This is a genomic window from Streptomyces erythrochromogenes, from assembly GCF_036170895.1.
In the GTDB taxonomy this organism is placed as follows: Bacteria; Actinomycetota; Actinomycetes; order Streptomycetales; family Streptomycetaceae; genus Streptomyces; species Streptomyces erythrochromogenes.
On record NZ_CP108036.1, the window covers coordinates 2,526,990 to 2,542,134 of the forward strand.

Annotated in this window: 9 protein-coding genes, 1 tRNA gene and 3 rRNA genes; 4 read left to right on the plus strand and 9 right to left on the minus strand. The window is 65.3% G+C overall.

Annotated elements, in window-relative coordinates; genetic code table 11:
• Positions 1-119: 119 nt before the first annotated feature.
• Both OHA91_RS11180 and OHA91_RS11185 read left to right on the plus strand, forming a co-directional pair.
• On the plus strand, positions 120-2,705 hold the full coding sequence (locus OHA91_RS11180; protein ID WP_266492016.1) for a SpoIIE family protein phosphatase: 2,586 nt from the start codon (positions 120-122) through the stop codon (positions 2,703-2,705).
• Between the two features lie 42 nt (positions 2,706-2,747).
• On the plus strand, positions 2,748-3,260 hold the full coding sequence (locus tag OHA91_RS11185) for a DinB family protein (protein WP_328739195.1): 513 nt from the start codon (positions 2,748-2,750) through the stop codon (positions 3,258-3,260).
• 49 nt (positions 3,261-3,309) lie between these two features.
• Here OHA91_RS11185 and OHA91_RS11190 read toward each other — a convergent pair.
• From OHA91_RS11190 to thyX, 7 genes are all read right to left on the minus strand, one after another.
• Positions 3,310-3,385: transfer RNA gene (locus tag OHA91_RS11190), tRNA-Thr, on the minus strand.
• Positions 3,386-3,390: 5 nt separating this feature from the next.
• A 5S ribosomal RNA gene (gene rrf / locus OHA91_RS11195) occupies positions 3,391-3,507 on the minus strand.
• A 76-nt stretch (positions 3,508-3,583) separates the two neighbouring features.
• Positions 3,584-6,706: ribosomal RNA gene (locus tag OHA91_RS11200) — 23S ribosomal RNA — on the minus strand.
• 283 nt (positions 6,707-6,989) lie between these two features.
• Positions 6,990-8,513: ribosomal RNA gene (locus OHA91_RS11205) — 16S ribosomal RNA — on the minus strand.
• Together the 16S, 23S and 5S rRNA genes with 1 tRNA gene alongside form the textbook arrangement of a ribosomal RNA operon.
• 620 nt (positions 8,514-9,133) lie before the next feature.
• Positions 9,134-10,819 (minus strand): ribonuclease J, encoded by a 1,686-nt coding sequence (locus OHA91_RS11210; protein ID WP_031148898.1) that lies wholly within the window; start codon positions 10,817-10,819, stop codon positions 9,134-9,136.
• Positions 10,820-10,943: 124 nt separating this feature from the next.
• Positions 10,944-11,843: a 4-hydroxy-tetrahydrodipicolinate synthase gene (gene dapA / locus OHA91_RS11215; protein ID WP_031148896.1), complete on the minus strand. Its 900-nt coding sequence runs from the start codon at positions 11,841-11,843 to the stop codon at positions 10,944-10,946.
• Between the two features lie 200 nt (positions 11,844-12,043).
• Positions 12,044-12,784 (minus strand): FAD-dependent thymidylate synthase, encoded by a 741-nt coding sequence (gene thyX / locus OHA91_RS11220; protein ID WP_031148894.1) that lies wholly within the window; start codon positions 12,782-12,784, stop codon positions 12,044-12,046.
• Between the two features lie 213 nt (positions 12,785-12,997).
• Between thyX and OHA91_RS11225 the strand changes: the two genes are divergently transcribed.
• Together OHA91_RS11225 and OHA91_RS11230 are read left to right on the plus strand one after the other, a co-directional pair.
• Positions 12,998-13,237: a hypothetical protein gene (locus OHA91_RS11225; RefSeq protein ID WP_031148892.1), complete on the plus strand. Its 240-nt coding sequence runs from the start codon at positions 12,998-13,000 to the stop codon at positions 13,235-13,237.
• A 48-nt stretch (positions 13,238-13,285) separates the two neighbouring features.
• Positions 13,286-13,849, plus strand: coding sequence for a hypothetical protein (locus tag OHA91_RS11230; protein WP_328739196.1), 564 nt, complete (start codon positions 13,286-13,288; stop codon positions 13,847-13,849).
• 52 nt (positions 13,850-13,901) lie between these two features.
• Here the strand turns inward: OHA91_RS11230 and OHA91_RS11235 are convergent, their stop codons facing one another.
• Both OHA91_RS11235 and dapB read right to left on the minus strand, forming a co-directional pair.
• Positions 13,902-14,354 carry a tetratricopeptide repeat protein gene (locus OHA91_RS11235; RefSeq protein ID WP_266497035.1) on the minus strand — a complete coding sequence of 151 codons (453 nt, stop codon included), beginning with the start codon at positions 14,352-14,354 and terminating at the stop codon, positions 13,902-13,904.
• 15 nt (positions 14,355-14,369) lie between these two features.
• Entirely contained in the window at positions 14,370-15,122 is a 753-nt protein-coding gene (gene dapB / locus OHA91_RS11240; protein WP_031148886.1) for a 4-hydroxy-tetrahydrodipicolinate reductase, read from the minus strand.
• Positions 15,123-15,145: the final 23 nt, after the last annotated feature.

The following is a 15,145-nucleotide window of genomic DNA, read 5'->3' on the forward strand; positions in this document are numbered from 1 at the left end:
ATCACAAGCCGGCTCTGCAAGCCTGCCCAGTGTTTCACCCTGGCCGAACCCGGCCATAACACTTCGGCACCATCGCACACCCGCCGTACCCTGCGAGTGGATTCCCGGACGACGGCACCATGCCGTCCGCGAAGGTAAGTAACCTGGCAACCGATGTCCAACCGCGTCGAAGGAGATTCGTGATCACGGCACGGGCGGCTGCCAGCTTCGATCCCCTCGGGCGCTCGGTCGCCGCCGCTCGCGCGTTCGTCCGCGACACCCTGCAGGGCTGGGGCTTCGCGGACATCGTCGACGACGCGGTGGTCCTCACCAGCGAGCTCGTCACCAATGCCGTGGTCCACGCCGGAACCAGGGCGGAGGTCCTGTGCCTGCGCACCGAGGACGGCGTCCGGGTCGAGGTGGCCGACCGCTATCCGGAGCGCGAACTGCCGCTGCGGCACCCCGGCGAGCGCCCGTACGCCGACCCCGACCGCGAGAACGGCCGCGGCCTGATGCTCTGCGCGGCCCTGGCCACCCGCTGGGGCGTCGAGTACACCGCCACACACAAACACGTCTGGTTCCGCCTCGATCTGCCAGACCGGCCGGTCGGTACCCGCTCCGCGGGCCCCGTCGTCCCCGACCGGATGCTCCCCCTCGCCGACAGCCGGGTCCGCGTCGCCGTCCTCCAGGTCGACTCGGCCGACGCCGTCTCCGCCTGGAACGAGGACGCCGAGCACATCTTCGGCCACCCCGCCGAGAAGGCGGTGGGCCGCCCGCTCGCCGAGCTCGCCGCCTGGCCGCAGACCCCGGGCACCGGAACCGGCATCGCCGAGGCCCTGCGCCTGTCCCGCTGGGAGGGCAGCTACGGCGTCCGCGGAGCCGACGGCCGAGTCATCCCCGTCTACGCCTCGCACCTGCGGGTCCGCGACGCCCACGGCGAACCGTCCACCGTCTGCCTCCTCGTCCACGACGACGAGCGCGCCCTCCTCCAGAGCCCCGTACGGGTGCCCTCCACCGACGGCGGCCACTTCGCCGAGCCCCGCGCCGCCGACCCGTTCGAGGTCTTCATCGGCTCGCCCGCCCCCGACGACCTCGACGGCCTGCTCCAGCGCACCGTCGAGCGGGCCCGCGACCTCCTGGACGCCGACGCCGCCTTCCTGCTGCTCGCCACCGACGACGAGACCGAGCTGGAGGTCCGCGCCACCACCGGCCTGCCCTCCACCCGCCAGCGCTTCGCCCGCGTCCCCGTCGAGGCCGGCACCAACCGCTACGGCTCCGCCCGCATGCCCGCCGTCCACGACGACCTCGTCGCCGTCCCCGGGGCCGTTCCGCTCCTGGACGCCACCGGCATGCGCTCCGCCGTCACCGTCCCCCTCAAGGTCGAGGGCCGGCTCACCGGCTCCCTGGGCGTCGCCGCCGAGAGCCCCGGCCGCTACTCGAACGAGGAGGCGCTCCACCTCCAGTTCGCCGCCGACCGCATCGCCCTGGCGGTGGAGTCCGCCCGCCTCGGCGAACTGGAGCGGCTGCGCCGCGGCTCTCTGTCCTTCCTCGTCGAGGCCTCCGACCTGCTGGCGGGCACCCTGGACCGGGACCAGACCCTGGCCCTCATGGCCCAGATGACCGTCCCGACCCTCGCCACCTGGTGCGCCGTCTACACCATCGCCGACCAGTCCTCGGACCCGTACCTCAGTTACGTCCTCCACGAGGACGAGGACCGCATCGACGGCCTGAAGGCCCTGCTGTCGCGGGTCAGCCCGCCCGAACCGGTCCGCGAGGCCGGCGCCCGCCCGTGGCCCGAAGCCACCGTGGCGGTCGGCGGCGAGACGGTGGTCCTGCCCCTCCTCGCCCGCAACCGCGTCATCGGGATGCTCACCCTGGGCAAGCCCCGGGAGGAACACTTCCGCCAGGAGATCCTCGAACTCGCCGAGGACCTCTCCCGCCGGGCCGCCCTCGCGCTGGACAACGCCCGCCTGTACTCCGAGCGCACCGCGATCAGCCGCTCCTTGCAGCGCAGCCTGCTGCCGCCCGGCTCCCCCGCCATCCCCGGCATGGAGGTCGAGGTCATCTACCGCGCGGCCGGCGAGGGCAACGAGGTGGGCGGCGACTTCTACGACGTCTTCCCGATCCGCGACGGCGCGTACGGCTTCGCCATCGGCGACGTCTGCGGCACCGGCCCGGAGGCGGCCGCCGTGACGGGCCTGGCCCGGCACGCGCTGCGCCTGCTGGCCCGTGAGGGCCTCGGCGGCCCGGCCGTCCTCGAACGCCTCAACGCGGCCATCCTCGACGAGGGGGCGCGCAGCCGCTTCCTCACGCTCCTCTACGGCGAGCTCCACCCGCAGCCGGACGGCGGCGCCCTGATGAAGGTCGTCTGCGCGGGCCACCCGCTCCCGCTGCGCCTGCGCCCGAACGGCCAGGTCGACGCGGCCGCGGAACCTCAGCCGCTGCTGGGTGTGATCGAGGACCTGGAACTGTACGAGCAGACCCTCACCCTCGACCCGGGCGACGTCCTGCTGTGCGTCACGGACGGCGTGACCGAGCGGCGCGAGGGCAGCCGGATGCTGGGCGACGACGGCCTCACGGAGGTCCTCACGACCTGCACGGGCCTGACCGCCGGCGCGGTCGCCTCACGTGTCCTGCGTGCGGTGGAGCGGTTCGCGGCGGAGCCCGCCTCGGACGACATGGCGATCCTGGCGTTCCGGGTACCCCACCCGCGGGCGGGCGATTAATCGCGGTGCGCGCGGCGACGGTCTGGGCTAGCCTCGGCGCCCATGCCGACTCCCCGCACTCGCCCTGACTACACCGCCGACGAACGCACTCAGCTCCTGGGCTGGCTCGACATGCACCGCTCGATCATCCATTGGAAGTGCGAGGGCCTCTCCGACGAGGACGCCCACCGGCCGGTTCTGCCGTCCTCCCCGCTGATGACGGCCGCGGGTCTCGTCTCCCACATGCGCTGGGTCGAGCACTGCTGGTTCGAGGTGATGCTGCTGGACCGGCCCTCCGACACCAACCCCCAGTTCGGGGACGTGAAGGACGCGGACATGCAGGCCGAGGGGATACCCCTCGGGCGGCTCCTGGAGGAGTACGACCGCCAGTGCGCGGTGTCGAACGAGATCCTGGCCTCGCTCTCCCTGGACGACACGGGCCGGAACACGGAGTTCAAGGCCGGCGCCGCTTCGGTGCGCTGGGTCCTGCTCCACATGATCGAGGAGACCGCCCGCCACGCCGGCCACCTGGACGCGATCCGTGAACTGCTGGACGGTGCGAAGGGCTACTACTGACCCCGCCAACGCAAAAAGGCCCCCGCCTGATGGCGGGGGCCTTTCTATTTGGAGCCCTTTAACGGAATCGAACCGTTGACCTTCTCCTTACCATGGAGACGCTCTACCGACTGAGCTAAAAGGGCGGGTTGTTCGGCGGCGTCCTACTCTCCCACAGGGTCCCCCCTGCAGTACCATCGGCGCTGAAAGGCTTAGCTTCCGGGTTCGGAATGTAACCGGGCGTTTCCCTAACGCTATGACCACCGAAACACTATGAAATTTGAACGCTGGCATAATCACAGCTGTTCGTTATTTCAGAACTAACACAGTGGACGCGAGCAACTGAGGACAAGCCCTCGGCCTATTAGTACCAGTCAGCTTCACCCGTTACCGGGCTTCCACATCTGGCCTATCAACCCAGTCGTCTACTGGGAGCCTTACCCTCTCAAGGAGGTGGGAATACTCATCTTGAAGCAGGCTTCCCGCTTAGATGCTTTCAGCGGTTATCCCTCCCGAACGTAGCCAACCAGCCATGCCCTTGGCAGGACAACTGGCACACCAGAGGTTCGTCCGTCCCGGTCCTCTCGTACTAGGGACAGCCCTTCTCAATATTCCTACGCGCACAGCGGATAGGGACCGAACTGTCTCACGACGTTCTAAACCCAGCTCGCGTACCGCTTTAATGGGCGAACAGCCCAACCCTTGGGACCGACTCCAGCCCCAGGATGCGACGAGCCGACATCGAGGTGCCAAACCATCCCGTCGATATGGACTCTTGGGGAAGATCAGCCTGTTATCCCCGGGGTACCTTTTATCCGTTGAGCGACGGCGCTTCCACAAGCCACCGCCGGATCACTAGTCCCGACTTTCGTCCCTGCTCGACCCGTCGGTCTCACAGTCAAGCTCCCTTGTGCACTTACACTCAACACCTGATTGCCAACCAGGCTGAGGGAACCTTTGGGCGCCTCCGTTACCCTTTGGGAGGCAACCGCCCCAGTTAAACTACCCATCAGACACTGTCCCTGATCCGGATCACGGACCGAGGTTAGACATCCAGCACGACCAGAGTGGTATTTCAACGGCGACTCCACACCAACTGGCGTTGATGCTTCAAAGTCTCCCACCTATCCTACACAAGCCGAACCGAACACCAATATCAAACTGTAGTAAAGGTCCCGGGGTCTTTCCGTCCTGCTGCGCGAAACGAGCATCTTTACTCGTAGTGCAATTTCACCGGGCCTATGGTTGAGACAGTCGAGAAGTCGTTACGCCATTCGTGCAGGTCGGAACTTACCCGACAAGGAATTTCGCTACCTTAGGATGGTTATAGTTACCACCGCCGTTTACTGGCGCTTAAGTTCTCAGCTTCGCACACCCGAAAGTGCACTAACCGGTCCCCTTAACGTTCCAGCACCGGGCAGGCGTCAGTCCGTATACATCGCCTTACGGCTTCGCACGGACCTGTGTTTTTAGTAAACAGTCGCTTCTCGCTGGTCTCTGCGGCCACCCCCAGCTCACGGAGTAAATCCGATCACCAGTGATGGCCCCCCTTCTCCCGAAGTTACGGGGGCATTTTGCCGAGTTCCTTAACCATAGTTCACCCGAACGCCTCGGTATTCTCTACCTGACCACCTGAGTCGGTTTAGGGTACGGGCCGCCATGAAACTCGCTAGAGGCTTTTCTCGACAGCATAGGATCATCCACTTCACCACAATCGGCTCGGCATCAGGTCTCAGCCTTAACGAGGGACGGATTTGCCTACCCCTCGGCCTACACCCTTACCCCGGGACAACCACCGCCCGGGCTGGACTACCTTCCTGCGTCACCCCATCGCTTACCTACTACAAGTCTGGTTCGTCGGCTCCACCACTTTCCTTTCCCCGAAGGGTCCGGAACGGCTTCACGGACTTAGCATCGCCTGATTCGATATTGGGCGTTTCAAAGCGGGTACCGGAATATCAACCGGTTGTCCATCGACTACGCCTGTCGGCCTCGCCTTAGGTCCCGACTTACCCTGGGCAGATCAGCTTGACCCAGGAACCCTTAGTCAATCGGCGCACACGTTTCTCACGTGTGTATCGCTACTCATGCCTGCATTCTCACTCGTGAACCGTCCACAACTAGCTTCCGCTGCTGCTTCACCCGGCACACGACGCTCCCCTACCCATCACAGCGGGCGTTGGCCCTATTGCTGCAATGACACGACTTCGGCGGTACGCTTGAGCCCCGCTACATTGTCGGCGCGGAATCACTTGACCAGTGAGCTATTACGCACTCTTTCAAGGGTGGCTGCTTCTAAGCCAACCTCCTGGTTGTCTCTGCGACTCCACATCCTTTCCCACTTAGCGTACGCTTAGGGGCCTTAGTCGATGCTCTGGGCTGTTTCCCTCTCGACCATGGAGCTTATCCCCCACAGTCTCACTGCCGTGCTCTCACTTACCGGCATTCGGAGTTTGGCTAAGGTCAGTAACCCGGTAGGGCCCATCGCCTATCCAGTGCTCTACCTCCGGCAAGAAACACACGACGCTGCACCTAAATGCATTTCGGGGAGAACCAGCTATCACGGAGTTTGATTGGCCTTTCACCCCTAACCACAGGTCATCCCCCAGGTTTTCAACCCTGGTGGGTTCGGTCCTCCACGAAGTCTTACCTCCGCTTCAACCTGCCCATGGCTAGATCACTCCGCTTCGGGTCTAGAGCGTGCAACTCAATCGCCCTATTCGGACTCGCTTTCGCTACGGCTTCCCCACACGGGTTAACCTCGCTACACACCGCTAACTCGCAGGCTCATTCTTCAAAAGGCACGCAGTCACGACCCATTGGGTAAACCCAATGAGCGACGCTCCCACGGCTTGTAGGCACACGGTTTCAGGTACTATTTCACTCCGCTCCCGCGGTACTTTTCACCATTCCCTCACGGTACTATCCGCTATCGGTCACCAGGGAATATTTAGGCTTAGCGGGTGGTCCCGCCAGATTCACACGGGATTTCTCGGGCCCCGTGCTACTTGGGAGATGAGCAAGCAAGCCGCTGATGTTTCGTCTACGGGGGTCTTACCCTCTACGCCGGACCTTTCGCATGTCCTTCGACTACATCAACGGTTTCTGACTCGCCGACCGGCCGGCAGACCGATCAAGCTCATTCCCACAACCCCGCATGCGCAACCCCTGCCGGGTATCACACGCATACGGTTTGGCCTCATCCGGTTTCGCTCGCCACTACTCCCGGAATCACGGTTGTTTTCTCTTCCTGAGGGTACTGAGATGTTTCACTTCCCCTCGTTCCCTCCACACTGCCTATGTGTTCAGCAGTGGGTGACAGCCCATGACGACTGCCGGGTTTCCCCATTCGGACACCCCCGGATCAAAGCTCAGTTGGCAGCTCCCCGGGGCCTATCGCGGCCTCTCACGTCCTTCATCGGTTCCTGGTGCCAAGGCATCCACCGTGCGCCCTTAAAAACTTGGCCACAGATGCTCGCGTCCACTGTGTAGTTCTCAAACAACGACCAGCCACCCATCACCCCACCAGACAAGCTAGTGAGTTCACTGGGGCCGGCACTGAAGACATGACCATACGGCCGTACCTTCAGGACCCAACAACGTGCCAAGCACGATCCCGTCGACTCTCACTGTGTTCCACGCCGAAGCAGTACTTACAGGAGGTTTCAGAAACCGTGCCAACTAATCAACGTTCCACCCATGAGCTGACCGTGCAGAACGTTTGTCTGCAATCGGTACTGTGCTCCTTAGAAAGGAGGTGATCCAGCCGCACCTTCCGGTACGGCTACCTTGTTACGACTTCGTCCCAATCGCCAGTCCCACCTTCGACAGCTCCCTCCACAAGGGTTGGGCCACCGGCTTCGGGTGTTACCGACTTTCGTGACGTGACGGGCGGTGTGTACAAGGCCCGGGAACGTATTCACCGCAGCAATGCTGATCTGCGATTACTAGCGACTCCGACTTCATGGGGTCGAGTTGCAGACCCCAATCCGAACTGAGACCGGCTTTTTGAGATTCGCTCCACCTCACGGTATCGCAGCTCATTGTACCGGCCATTGTAGCACGTGTGCAGCCCAAGACATAAGGGGCATGATGACTTGACGTCGTCCCCACCTTCCTCCGAGTTGACCCCGGCGGTCTCCTGTGAGTCCCCATCACCCCGAAGGGCATGCTGGCAACACAGGACAAGGGTTGCGCTCGTTGCGGGACTTAACCCAACATCTCACGACACGAGCTGACGACAGCCATGCACCACCTGTATACCGACCACAAGGGGGGCACTATCTCTAATGCTTTCCGGTATATGTCAAGCCTTGGTAAGGTTCTTCGCGTTGCGTCGAATTAAGCCACATGCTCCGCCGCTTGTGCGGGCCCCCGTCAATTCCTTTGAGTTTTAGCCTTGCGGCCGTACTCCCCAGGCGGGGAACTTAATGCGTTAGCTGCGGCACCGACGACGTGGAATGTCGCCAACACCTAGTTCCCAACGTTTACGGCGTGGACTACCAGGGTATCTAATCCTGTTCGCTCCCCACGCTTTCGCTCCTCAGCGTCAGTAATGGCCCAGAGATCCGCCTTCGCCACCGGTGTTCCTCCTGATATCTGCGCATTTCACCGCTACACCAGGAATTCCGATCTCCCCTACCACACTCTAGCTAGCCCGTATCGAATGCAGACCCGAGGTTAAGCCTCGGGCTTTCACATCCGACGTGACAAGCCGCCTACGAGCTCTTTACGCCCAATAATTCCGGACAACGCTTGCGCCCTACGTATTACCGCGGCTGCTGGCACGTAGTTAGCCGGCGCTTCTTCTGCAGGTACCGTCACTTTCGCTTCTTCCCTGCTGAAAGAGGTTTACAACCCGAAGGCCGTCATCCCTCACGCGGCGTCGCTGCATCAGGCTTTCGCCCATTGTGCAATATTCCCCACTGCTGCCTCCCGTAGGAGTCTGGGCCGTGTCTCAGTCCCAGTGTGGCCGGTCGCCCTCTCAGGCCGGCTACCCGTCGTCGCCTTGGTAGGCCATTACCCCACCAACAAGCTGATAGGCCGCGGGCTCATCCTTCACCGCCGGAGCTTTCCACCGCAGAAGATGCCTTCCGCAGTCGTATCCGGTATTAGACCCCGTTTCCAGGGCTTGTCCCAGAGTGAAGGGCAGATTGCCCACGTGTTACTCACCCGTTCGCCACTAATCCACCCCGAAGGGCTTCATCGTTCGACTTGCATGTGTTAAGCACGCCGCCAGCGTTCGTCCTGAGCCAGGATCAAACTCTCCATGAATGTTTACCCGTAATCGGGTGCACACGCACGAAAGAGCGGGCCAGTCTTGGTCGGAATAAGACCGACTGACCACAACGTCCTCGCTGTGTTTGGTTGCCTGCCAGTGCCCGAAGGCCCGACAGGTCTTTTTCAAAGGAACCTCATCCACCGAAGTGGACGGGGTATCAACTTCTGGCGTTGATTTTTGGCACGCTGTTGAGTTCTCAAGGAACGGACGCTTCCTTTGTACTCACCCTCGCGGGCTTTCCTCCGGGCTTTCGTTCTGCTGTCTTGCGTTTCCGACTCTATCAGACTCTTTCGTGTCCGACTTCCTCGGCGCTTTCCAGGTTTTCGCTTTCGCGTTTCCCTTTCCAGCGGCTCCAACCTTACCAGACCATTTCCTTGCCGTTACCGGTTCGGATTTGAATTCGGTGGCCGTTGGAGGGCCTTTCCCTTTCGGGCGGACCAGACTTTATCAGGTCTCCCCGGGTCTGATTTCCCACCCGCCCGCACGACTCGGCCCGGACACACTTGTGTGCCGGGGTGTCTTGCGGGGTGGAGACGCAAACGTACTGGAGCGGGGCCCCCGGATGCAAATCCGGTTGCCCCGCTCCGGTGACGGCGCTACGGCGAGGGCCTGATCAGACCTCGACGACGACCGGGAGGATCATCGGGCGCCGGCGGTAGCTGTCCGAGACCCACTTGCCCATCGTGCGGCGGATGAGCTGCTGGATCTGGTGCGGCTCGGCGACGCCGTCGGCCGCGGCGCGGGCGATGGCTTCCTCGATCTTCGCGACGACCGGACCGAAGGCCCCGTCGTCGATACCGGACCCGCGGGCCTGGATGTTCGGGCCGCTGACCACCTTGCCGGTGGTGCTGTCCACCACGACGTAGACCGAGATGATGCCCTCGTCGCCGAGGATCCGGCGGTCCTTGAGCGAGGACTCGGTGACGTCGCCGACCGAGAGGCCGTCCACGTAGACGTAGCCGGCCTGCACCTTTCCGGAGATCCGGGCCTTGCCGTCGATCAGGTCGACGACCACGCCGTCCTCGGCGATGACGATCCGGTCCTTGGGGACGCCCGTCATGGCACCGAGCTCGGCGTTGGCCCGCAGGTGCCGCCATTCGCCGTGGACCGGCATCAGGTTCCGCGGCTTGCAGATGTTGTAGAAGTACAGCAGCTCGCCGGCCGAGGCGTGGCCCGAGACGTGCACCTTGGCGTTGCCCTTGTGCACGACGTTGGCGCCCCAGCGGGTCAGGCCGTTGATCACGCGGTAGACCGCGTTCTCGTTGCCCGGGATCAGGGACGACGCCAGGATCACGGTGTCGCCGGGGACGATCCGGATCTGGTGGTCGCGGTTCGCCATACGGGACAGCGCGGCCATCGGCTCGCCCTGCGAACCGGTGCAGACCAGCACGACCTCCTCGGCCGGCAGGTCGTCGAGCGTCTTCACGTCCACGACGAGACCGGCCGGGACGCGGAGGTAGCCCAGGTCGCGGGCGATGCCCATGTTGCGGACCATCGAGCGGCCGACGAAGGCGACCCGGCGGCCGTACTCGTGGGCGGCGTCGAGGATCTGCTGGATGCGGTGCACGTGGCTGGCGAAGCTGGCCACGATGATCCGGTGGTGGGCGTTGGCGAAGACGTTCCGCAGCACCGTGGAGATCTCGCGCTCCGGCGGGACGAAGCCCGGGACCTCGGCGTTCGTCGAGTCGGACAGCAGGAGGTCGATGCCCTCCTCGCTCAGGCGCGCGAAGGCGTGCAGGTCCGTGAGGCGCTTGTCCAGCGGGAGCTGGTCCATCTTGAAGTCGCCGGTGGCGACGACCAGGCCGGCGCCGGTACGGATCGCGACGGCCAGCGCGTCCGGGATGGAGTGGTTGACCGCGATGAACTCGCAGTCGAAGGGGCCGAGGCCCTCGCGCTCCCCCTCCTTCACCTCGAGGGTGTAGGGGCGGATGCGGTGCTCCTGCAGCTTGGCCTCGATGAGGGCCAGCGTCAGCTTGGAGCCGATCAGCGGGATGTCCGGCTTCTCCCGCAGGAGGTACGGAACGGCGCCGATGTGGTCCTCGTGGCCGTGCGTGAGGACGATGCCCTCGATGTCGTCGAGGCGGTCCCGGATGGACGAGAAGTCCGGCAGGATCAGGTCGATGCCCGGCTGCTCCTCCTCGGGGAACAGGACGCCGCAGTCGACGATCAGCAGGCGGCCGTCGTACTCGAAGACGGTCATGTTTCGGCCGATCTCACCGAGGCCACCCAGGGGGGTGACCCTGAGGCCGCCCTTGGGCAGCTTCGGCGGCGGACCGAGTTCCGGATGCGGATGGCTCAAAAGTGTCTCCTTCACCACGCGCGCCACGTACCCGGAAGGCACGTGGCGCGCATGTCATTCGTGCACTTGCTGTTGTCTGCTCTGTATTTGTTCGGTGGTGCTTGTTCAGTTGTGAAGTCTGTTGTCAGAGCTGTACCCCGCCCGCGGCAAGATCGATCTTGAGCTGAGCCGTCTCTTCGTCGCTCAGTTCGATCAGCGGGAGCCGCAGCGGGCCGGCGGGCAGGCCCTGGAGGTTCAGTGCGCCCTTGGTGGTCATCACACCCTGCGTGCGGAACATGCCGGTGTAGACGGGCAGCAGCTTCTGGTGGATCTCGGCGGCCTTCTGGACGTCGCCGGCGAGGTGGGCCTCCAGCATCGCGCGCAGGTCGGGGGTGACCACGTGGCCGACGACGGAGACGAAACCGACGGCGCCGACCGACAGGAGCGGCAGGTTCAGCATGTCGTCGCCGGAGTACCAGGCCAGGCCACTGCGGGCGATCGCCCAGCTGGCGCGGCCGAGGTCGCCCTTGGCGTCCTTGTTGGCCACGATACGGGGGTGCTCCGCCAGCCGGACCAGGGTTTCGGTCTCGATCGGGACACCGCTGCGGCCGGGGATGTCGTACAGCATGACCGGCAGCTCGGTCGCGTCGGCGATCGCCGTGAAGTGCCGGAAGAGGCCCTCCTGCGGCGGCTTGCTGTAGTACGGGGTGACCGCGAGCAGGCCGTGGGCGCCGGTGCGCTCGGCCTGGCGGGCCAGCTCCAGGGTGTGGCGGGTGTCGTTGGTGCCGATGCCGGCGACCACGTGGGCGCGGTCTCCGACGGCTTCGAGGACGGCTCGTACGAGGTCGTTTTTCTCCGCGTCGGTGGTGGTGGGCGACTCACCGGTGGTGCCGTTGATGATCAGGCCGTCGTTGCCTGCGTCCACCAGGTGGACGGCGAGCTGCTGCGCGCCGTCGAGGTCGAGTGCGCCATCCGCCGTAAACGGCGTGATCATGGCGGTGAGGACCCGCCCGAAGGGGGTCTGCGGAGTCGAGATCGGAGCCATGGGTAACACGCTACTCGCTGCCATGCTCGCGGTGTCCCCTCGGGGGACGTCAACGGGGTGTTGGACGCCGGCACTGCCTGCTCGGGGGTTCAAGCAGTGCCGGGTCCGTTTGATCAGCCTAGATGAAGTTTACGAAACGTCGCAATACGGACACTTAGGACTTGACTCCGTACATCTGTACGCCACGGGTGTATCGGCCCTTACGGGGCAACGCGTCCGTTGCTGTTGTACGCCGCGTAGGTCAGCGGCATGAGCGTGGCCCAGTGCTGCTCCATCTTCTCGCCGACCATCTCGATCTCCCGCTGCGGGAAGGACGGGACCGTCGCGAGCTCGTGCTGCGTGCGCAGGCCCAGGAAGTGCATCAGCGAGCGCGCGTTGCAGGTGGCGTACATCGAGGAGAAGAGGCCGACCGGCAGGACCGAACGGGCGACCTCCCGGGCCACACCCGCGGCCAGCATCTCCTGGTACGCCTCGTACGCCTGTACGTACGAGTCCTCCATGACGCGGGCGGTCAGCTCCTGCTGCGCCTGGGTGCCCTCGACGAAGACGTACTTGCCGGGGCGGCCCTCCTGGACGAGCTTGCGCTCGGCGTCCGGGACGTAGAAGACCGGCTCGAGCTCCCTGTAGCGGCCCGACTCCTCGTTGTAGGACCAGCCCACGCGGTGACGCATGAACTCCCGGAAGACGAAGATCGGGGCGCTGATGAAGAAGGTCATCGAGTTGTGCTCGAAGGGGCTGCCGTGGCGGTCCCGCATCAGGTAGTTGATGAGGCCCTTGGAGCGCTCCGGGTCCTTCTGGAGCTCTTCCAGGGACTGCTCGCCGGCCGTGGAGACGCGGGCCGCCCACAGCACGTCGGAGTCGGCGGCGGAGTGCTTCACCAGCTCCACCGTCACGTCGCTGCGGAAGCTGGGTTTCAGATCTGAAGCGGCGGTCTCGCTCACCGGGGGTCCTTCCAAACGTGCGTCCTGGGGCGGGCCCACTCTACGGCGCCCCTCGCGGGTCCCCGCGCATGCTCAGCTGCCGCCGGGGCATCCGCACAGCTGACGCACAGCCATGAATTTTGGTGAATGTCCTGAAATCCGGCACCGATTGGGCGGCCCGTACGTCCTACAGAACAGAACGCACCCGCATCGAGCCCGAGGAGATTCGCTCTCATGTTTCGCCGGCGCGAACCCGTTCCGTTCGCCTTCGTCGCCGAGGCCGACCGTTTCCGTAGCAACGTCACTCCACCGCCGCGCGTGCGGCTGGGCAAGGCCCAGTTGGCCGCCCGTAGTCTGGTCGGACTGACCGTGGTCGCGGGGCTCGCCGGCTCACTGCTCTTCGGCATACCGGCGCTGCAGCCGAACAAGGCCCCGGAGAAGTCGCAGCAGTCGACCGCGTCCGAGGGGCGGTAGCCTCACGGGCACAGCCCAACCGAACGTGCATGTGAGTGAGGTCCAGCCGTGCCCCTGCCCTTCCTGACGGCCGACGGCGTATCCGATGCGGATGACGACGTCGACGAGGTCCTGGCCCACGCCGACGAAGACCGCTGGCGGCGGCCCTACCGGCCCGGCCCCTGGCGCGTGGCCATCTCCGCGACGCTGCTCCTGCTGTCCGCCTTCATGCTCCTGGCCACCATGATCGTCGCCTTCGCCGGCGGGGGCTGGGCCGGGGCGGGCGTCTGCCTGGTCGCCGCCCTCGCCGTCCTCGCGTCGGCGCTGCAGATGCTGCGCGTCGGCGTGTGGGTCAGCCCTACGGGTCTGCGCAGGGTCGGCTTCTTCGTGACCCGGACGATCGCGTGGAACGAGGTCACCGAGATCCGCACGGTGCAGCAGCCGGTGCGCTGGCTCGGGCTGCCGAGGACCGTGCAGGGGCAGGCGCTGACGGTGGCTGCCCGGGGCGCCGAGGAGCGGCCGGTGCTGCTGACCGACCACAACGCCGACTTCCTGTCGCGGTCCGAGGCCTTCGACCGGGCCGCGGACACGATCGAGGCCTGGGCCGAGGAGTACCGGCCCGTGCCCGCCTGACACCCGGGTCCCGGGGTACGACGGGACGCACCACGAGGGGCCCGTACAGGCGTCAGACCTGTACGGGCTTCTTGTCGTGCAGGGCGATCGCCCGCTGCATGGCCTTGCGCGCCCGCGGGGTGTCCCGGGCGTCGTGGTAGGCGACGGCGAGCCGGAACCAGCTGCGCCAGTCCCCCGGCGCGTCCTCGGTCTCGGCCTTGCGGCGTGCGAAGACCTCGTCGGCCGAGTCCCGCAGGATCCGGCCGTACTGGTCGCGCTCCAGCTCGTCCACGGGCAGTCCGCCCTCGGCCTCCAGCTCACCGGCGAGCTGGTTGGCCCTGGTGACGAACTGCGTGTTCTTCCAGAGGAACCAGATGCCGATGAGCGGCAGGATCAGCACGGCCACCCCGAAGGTGACGGTGAGCCAGGTGCCCTGCTGGATCAGCAGCAGGCCCCGGCTGCCGACCAGGACGAAGTAGACGACCAGGACGGCGGCCGTGATGAAGTACGTGATCTTCGCGCGCATCGTGAATCAGTCCGGTCAGCCCAGGTCGAGGAAGTTTTCCAGGCCGAACGTGAGGCCCGGGGTCTGCGTCACGCGGCGCGCGCCGAGCAGGATGCCCGGCATGAAGCTGCTGTGGTGCAGGGAGTCGTGACGGATGGTCAGGGTTTCGCCCTCGCCGCCGAGGAGTACCTCCTGGTGCGCGAGCAGGCCGCGCAGGCGGATGGCGTGGACCGGGACGCCGTCGACGTCGGCGCCGCGCGCGCCGTCGAGCGCGGTGGCGGTGGCGTCGGGCTGCGCGCCGAGGCCGGCCTCGGCGCGGGCGGCCGCGATGAGCTGCGCGGTCCGGGTCGCGGTGCCGGAGGGGGCGTCGACCTTGTTGGGGTGGTGCAGCTCGACGACCTCGACGGACTCGAAGTAGCGGGCGGCCTGGGCGGCGAACTTCATGGTGAGGACCGCGCCGATGGAGAAGTTCGGTGCGATGAGCACACCGGTCTTCGGGGAAGCGGCGAGCCACGCGTCCAGCTGGGCGAGGCGGTCCTCGGTCCAGCCGGTGGTGCCGACCACGCCGTGGATGCCGTGGCGGACGAGGAACTCGAGGTTCTCCATCACCGAGGCGGGGGTGGTCAGCTCGACCGCTACCTGGGCGCCGGCCTCGGCCAGCGTCTCCAGCTCGTCGCCCCGGCCGAGCGCCGCGACCAGCTCCATGTCCTCCGCGGCCTCGACCGCCTTGACGGCCTCGGAGCCGATGCGGCCCTGGGCGCCGAGGACTGCCACGCGCAGCTTGCTCATAGTCACTTCCTTACCTACGTACG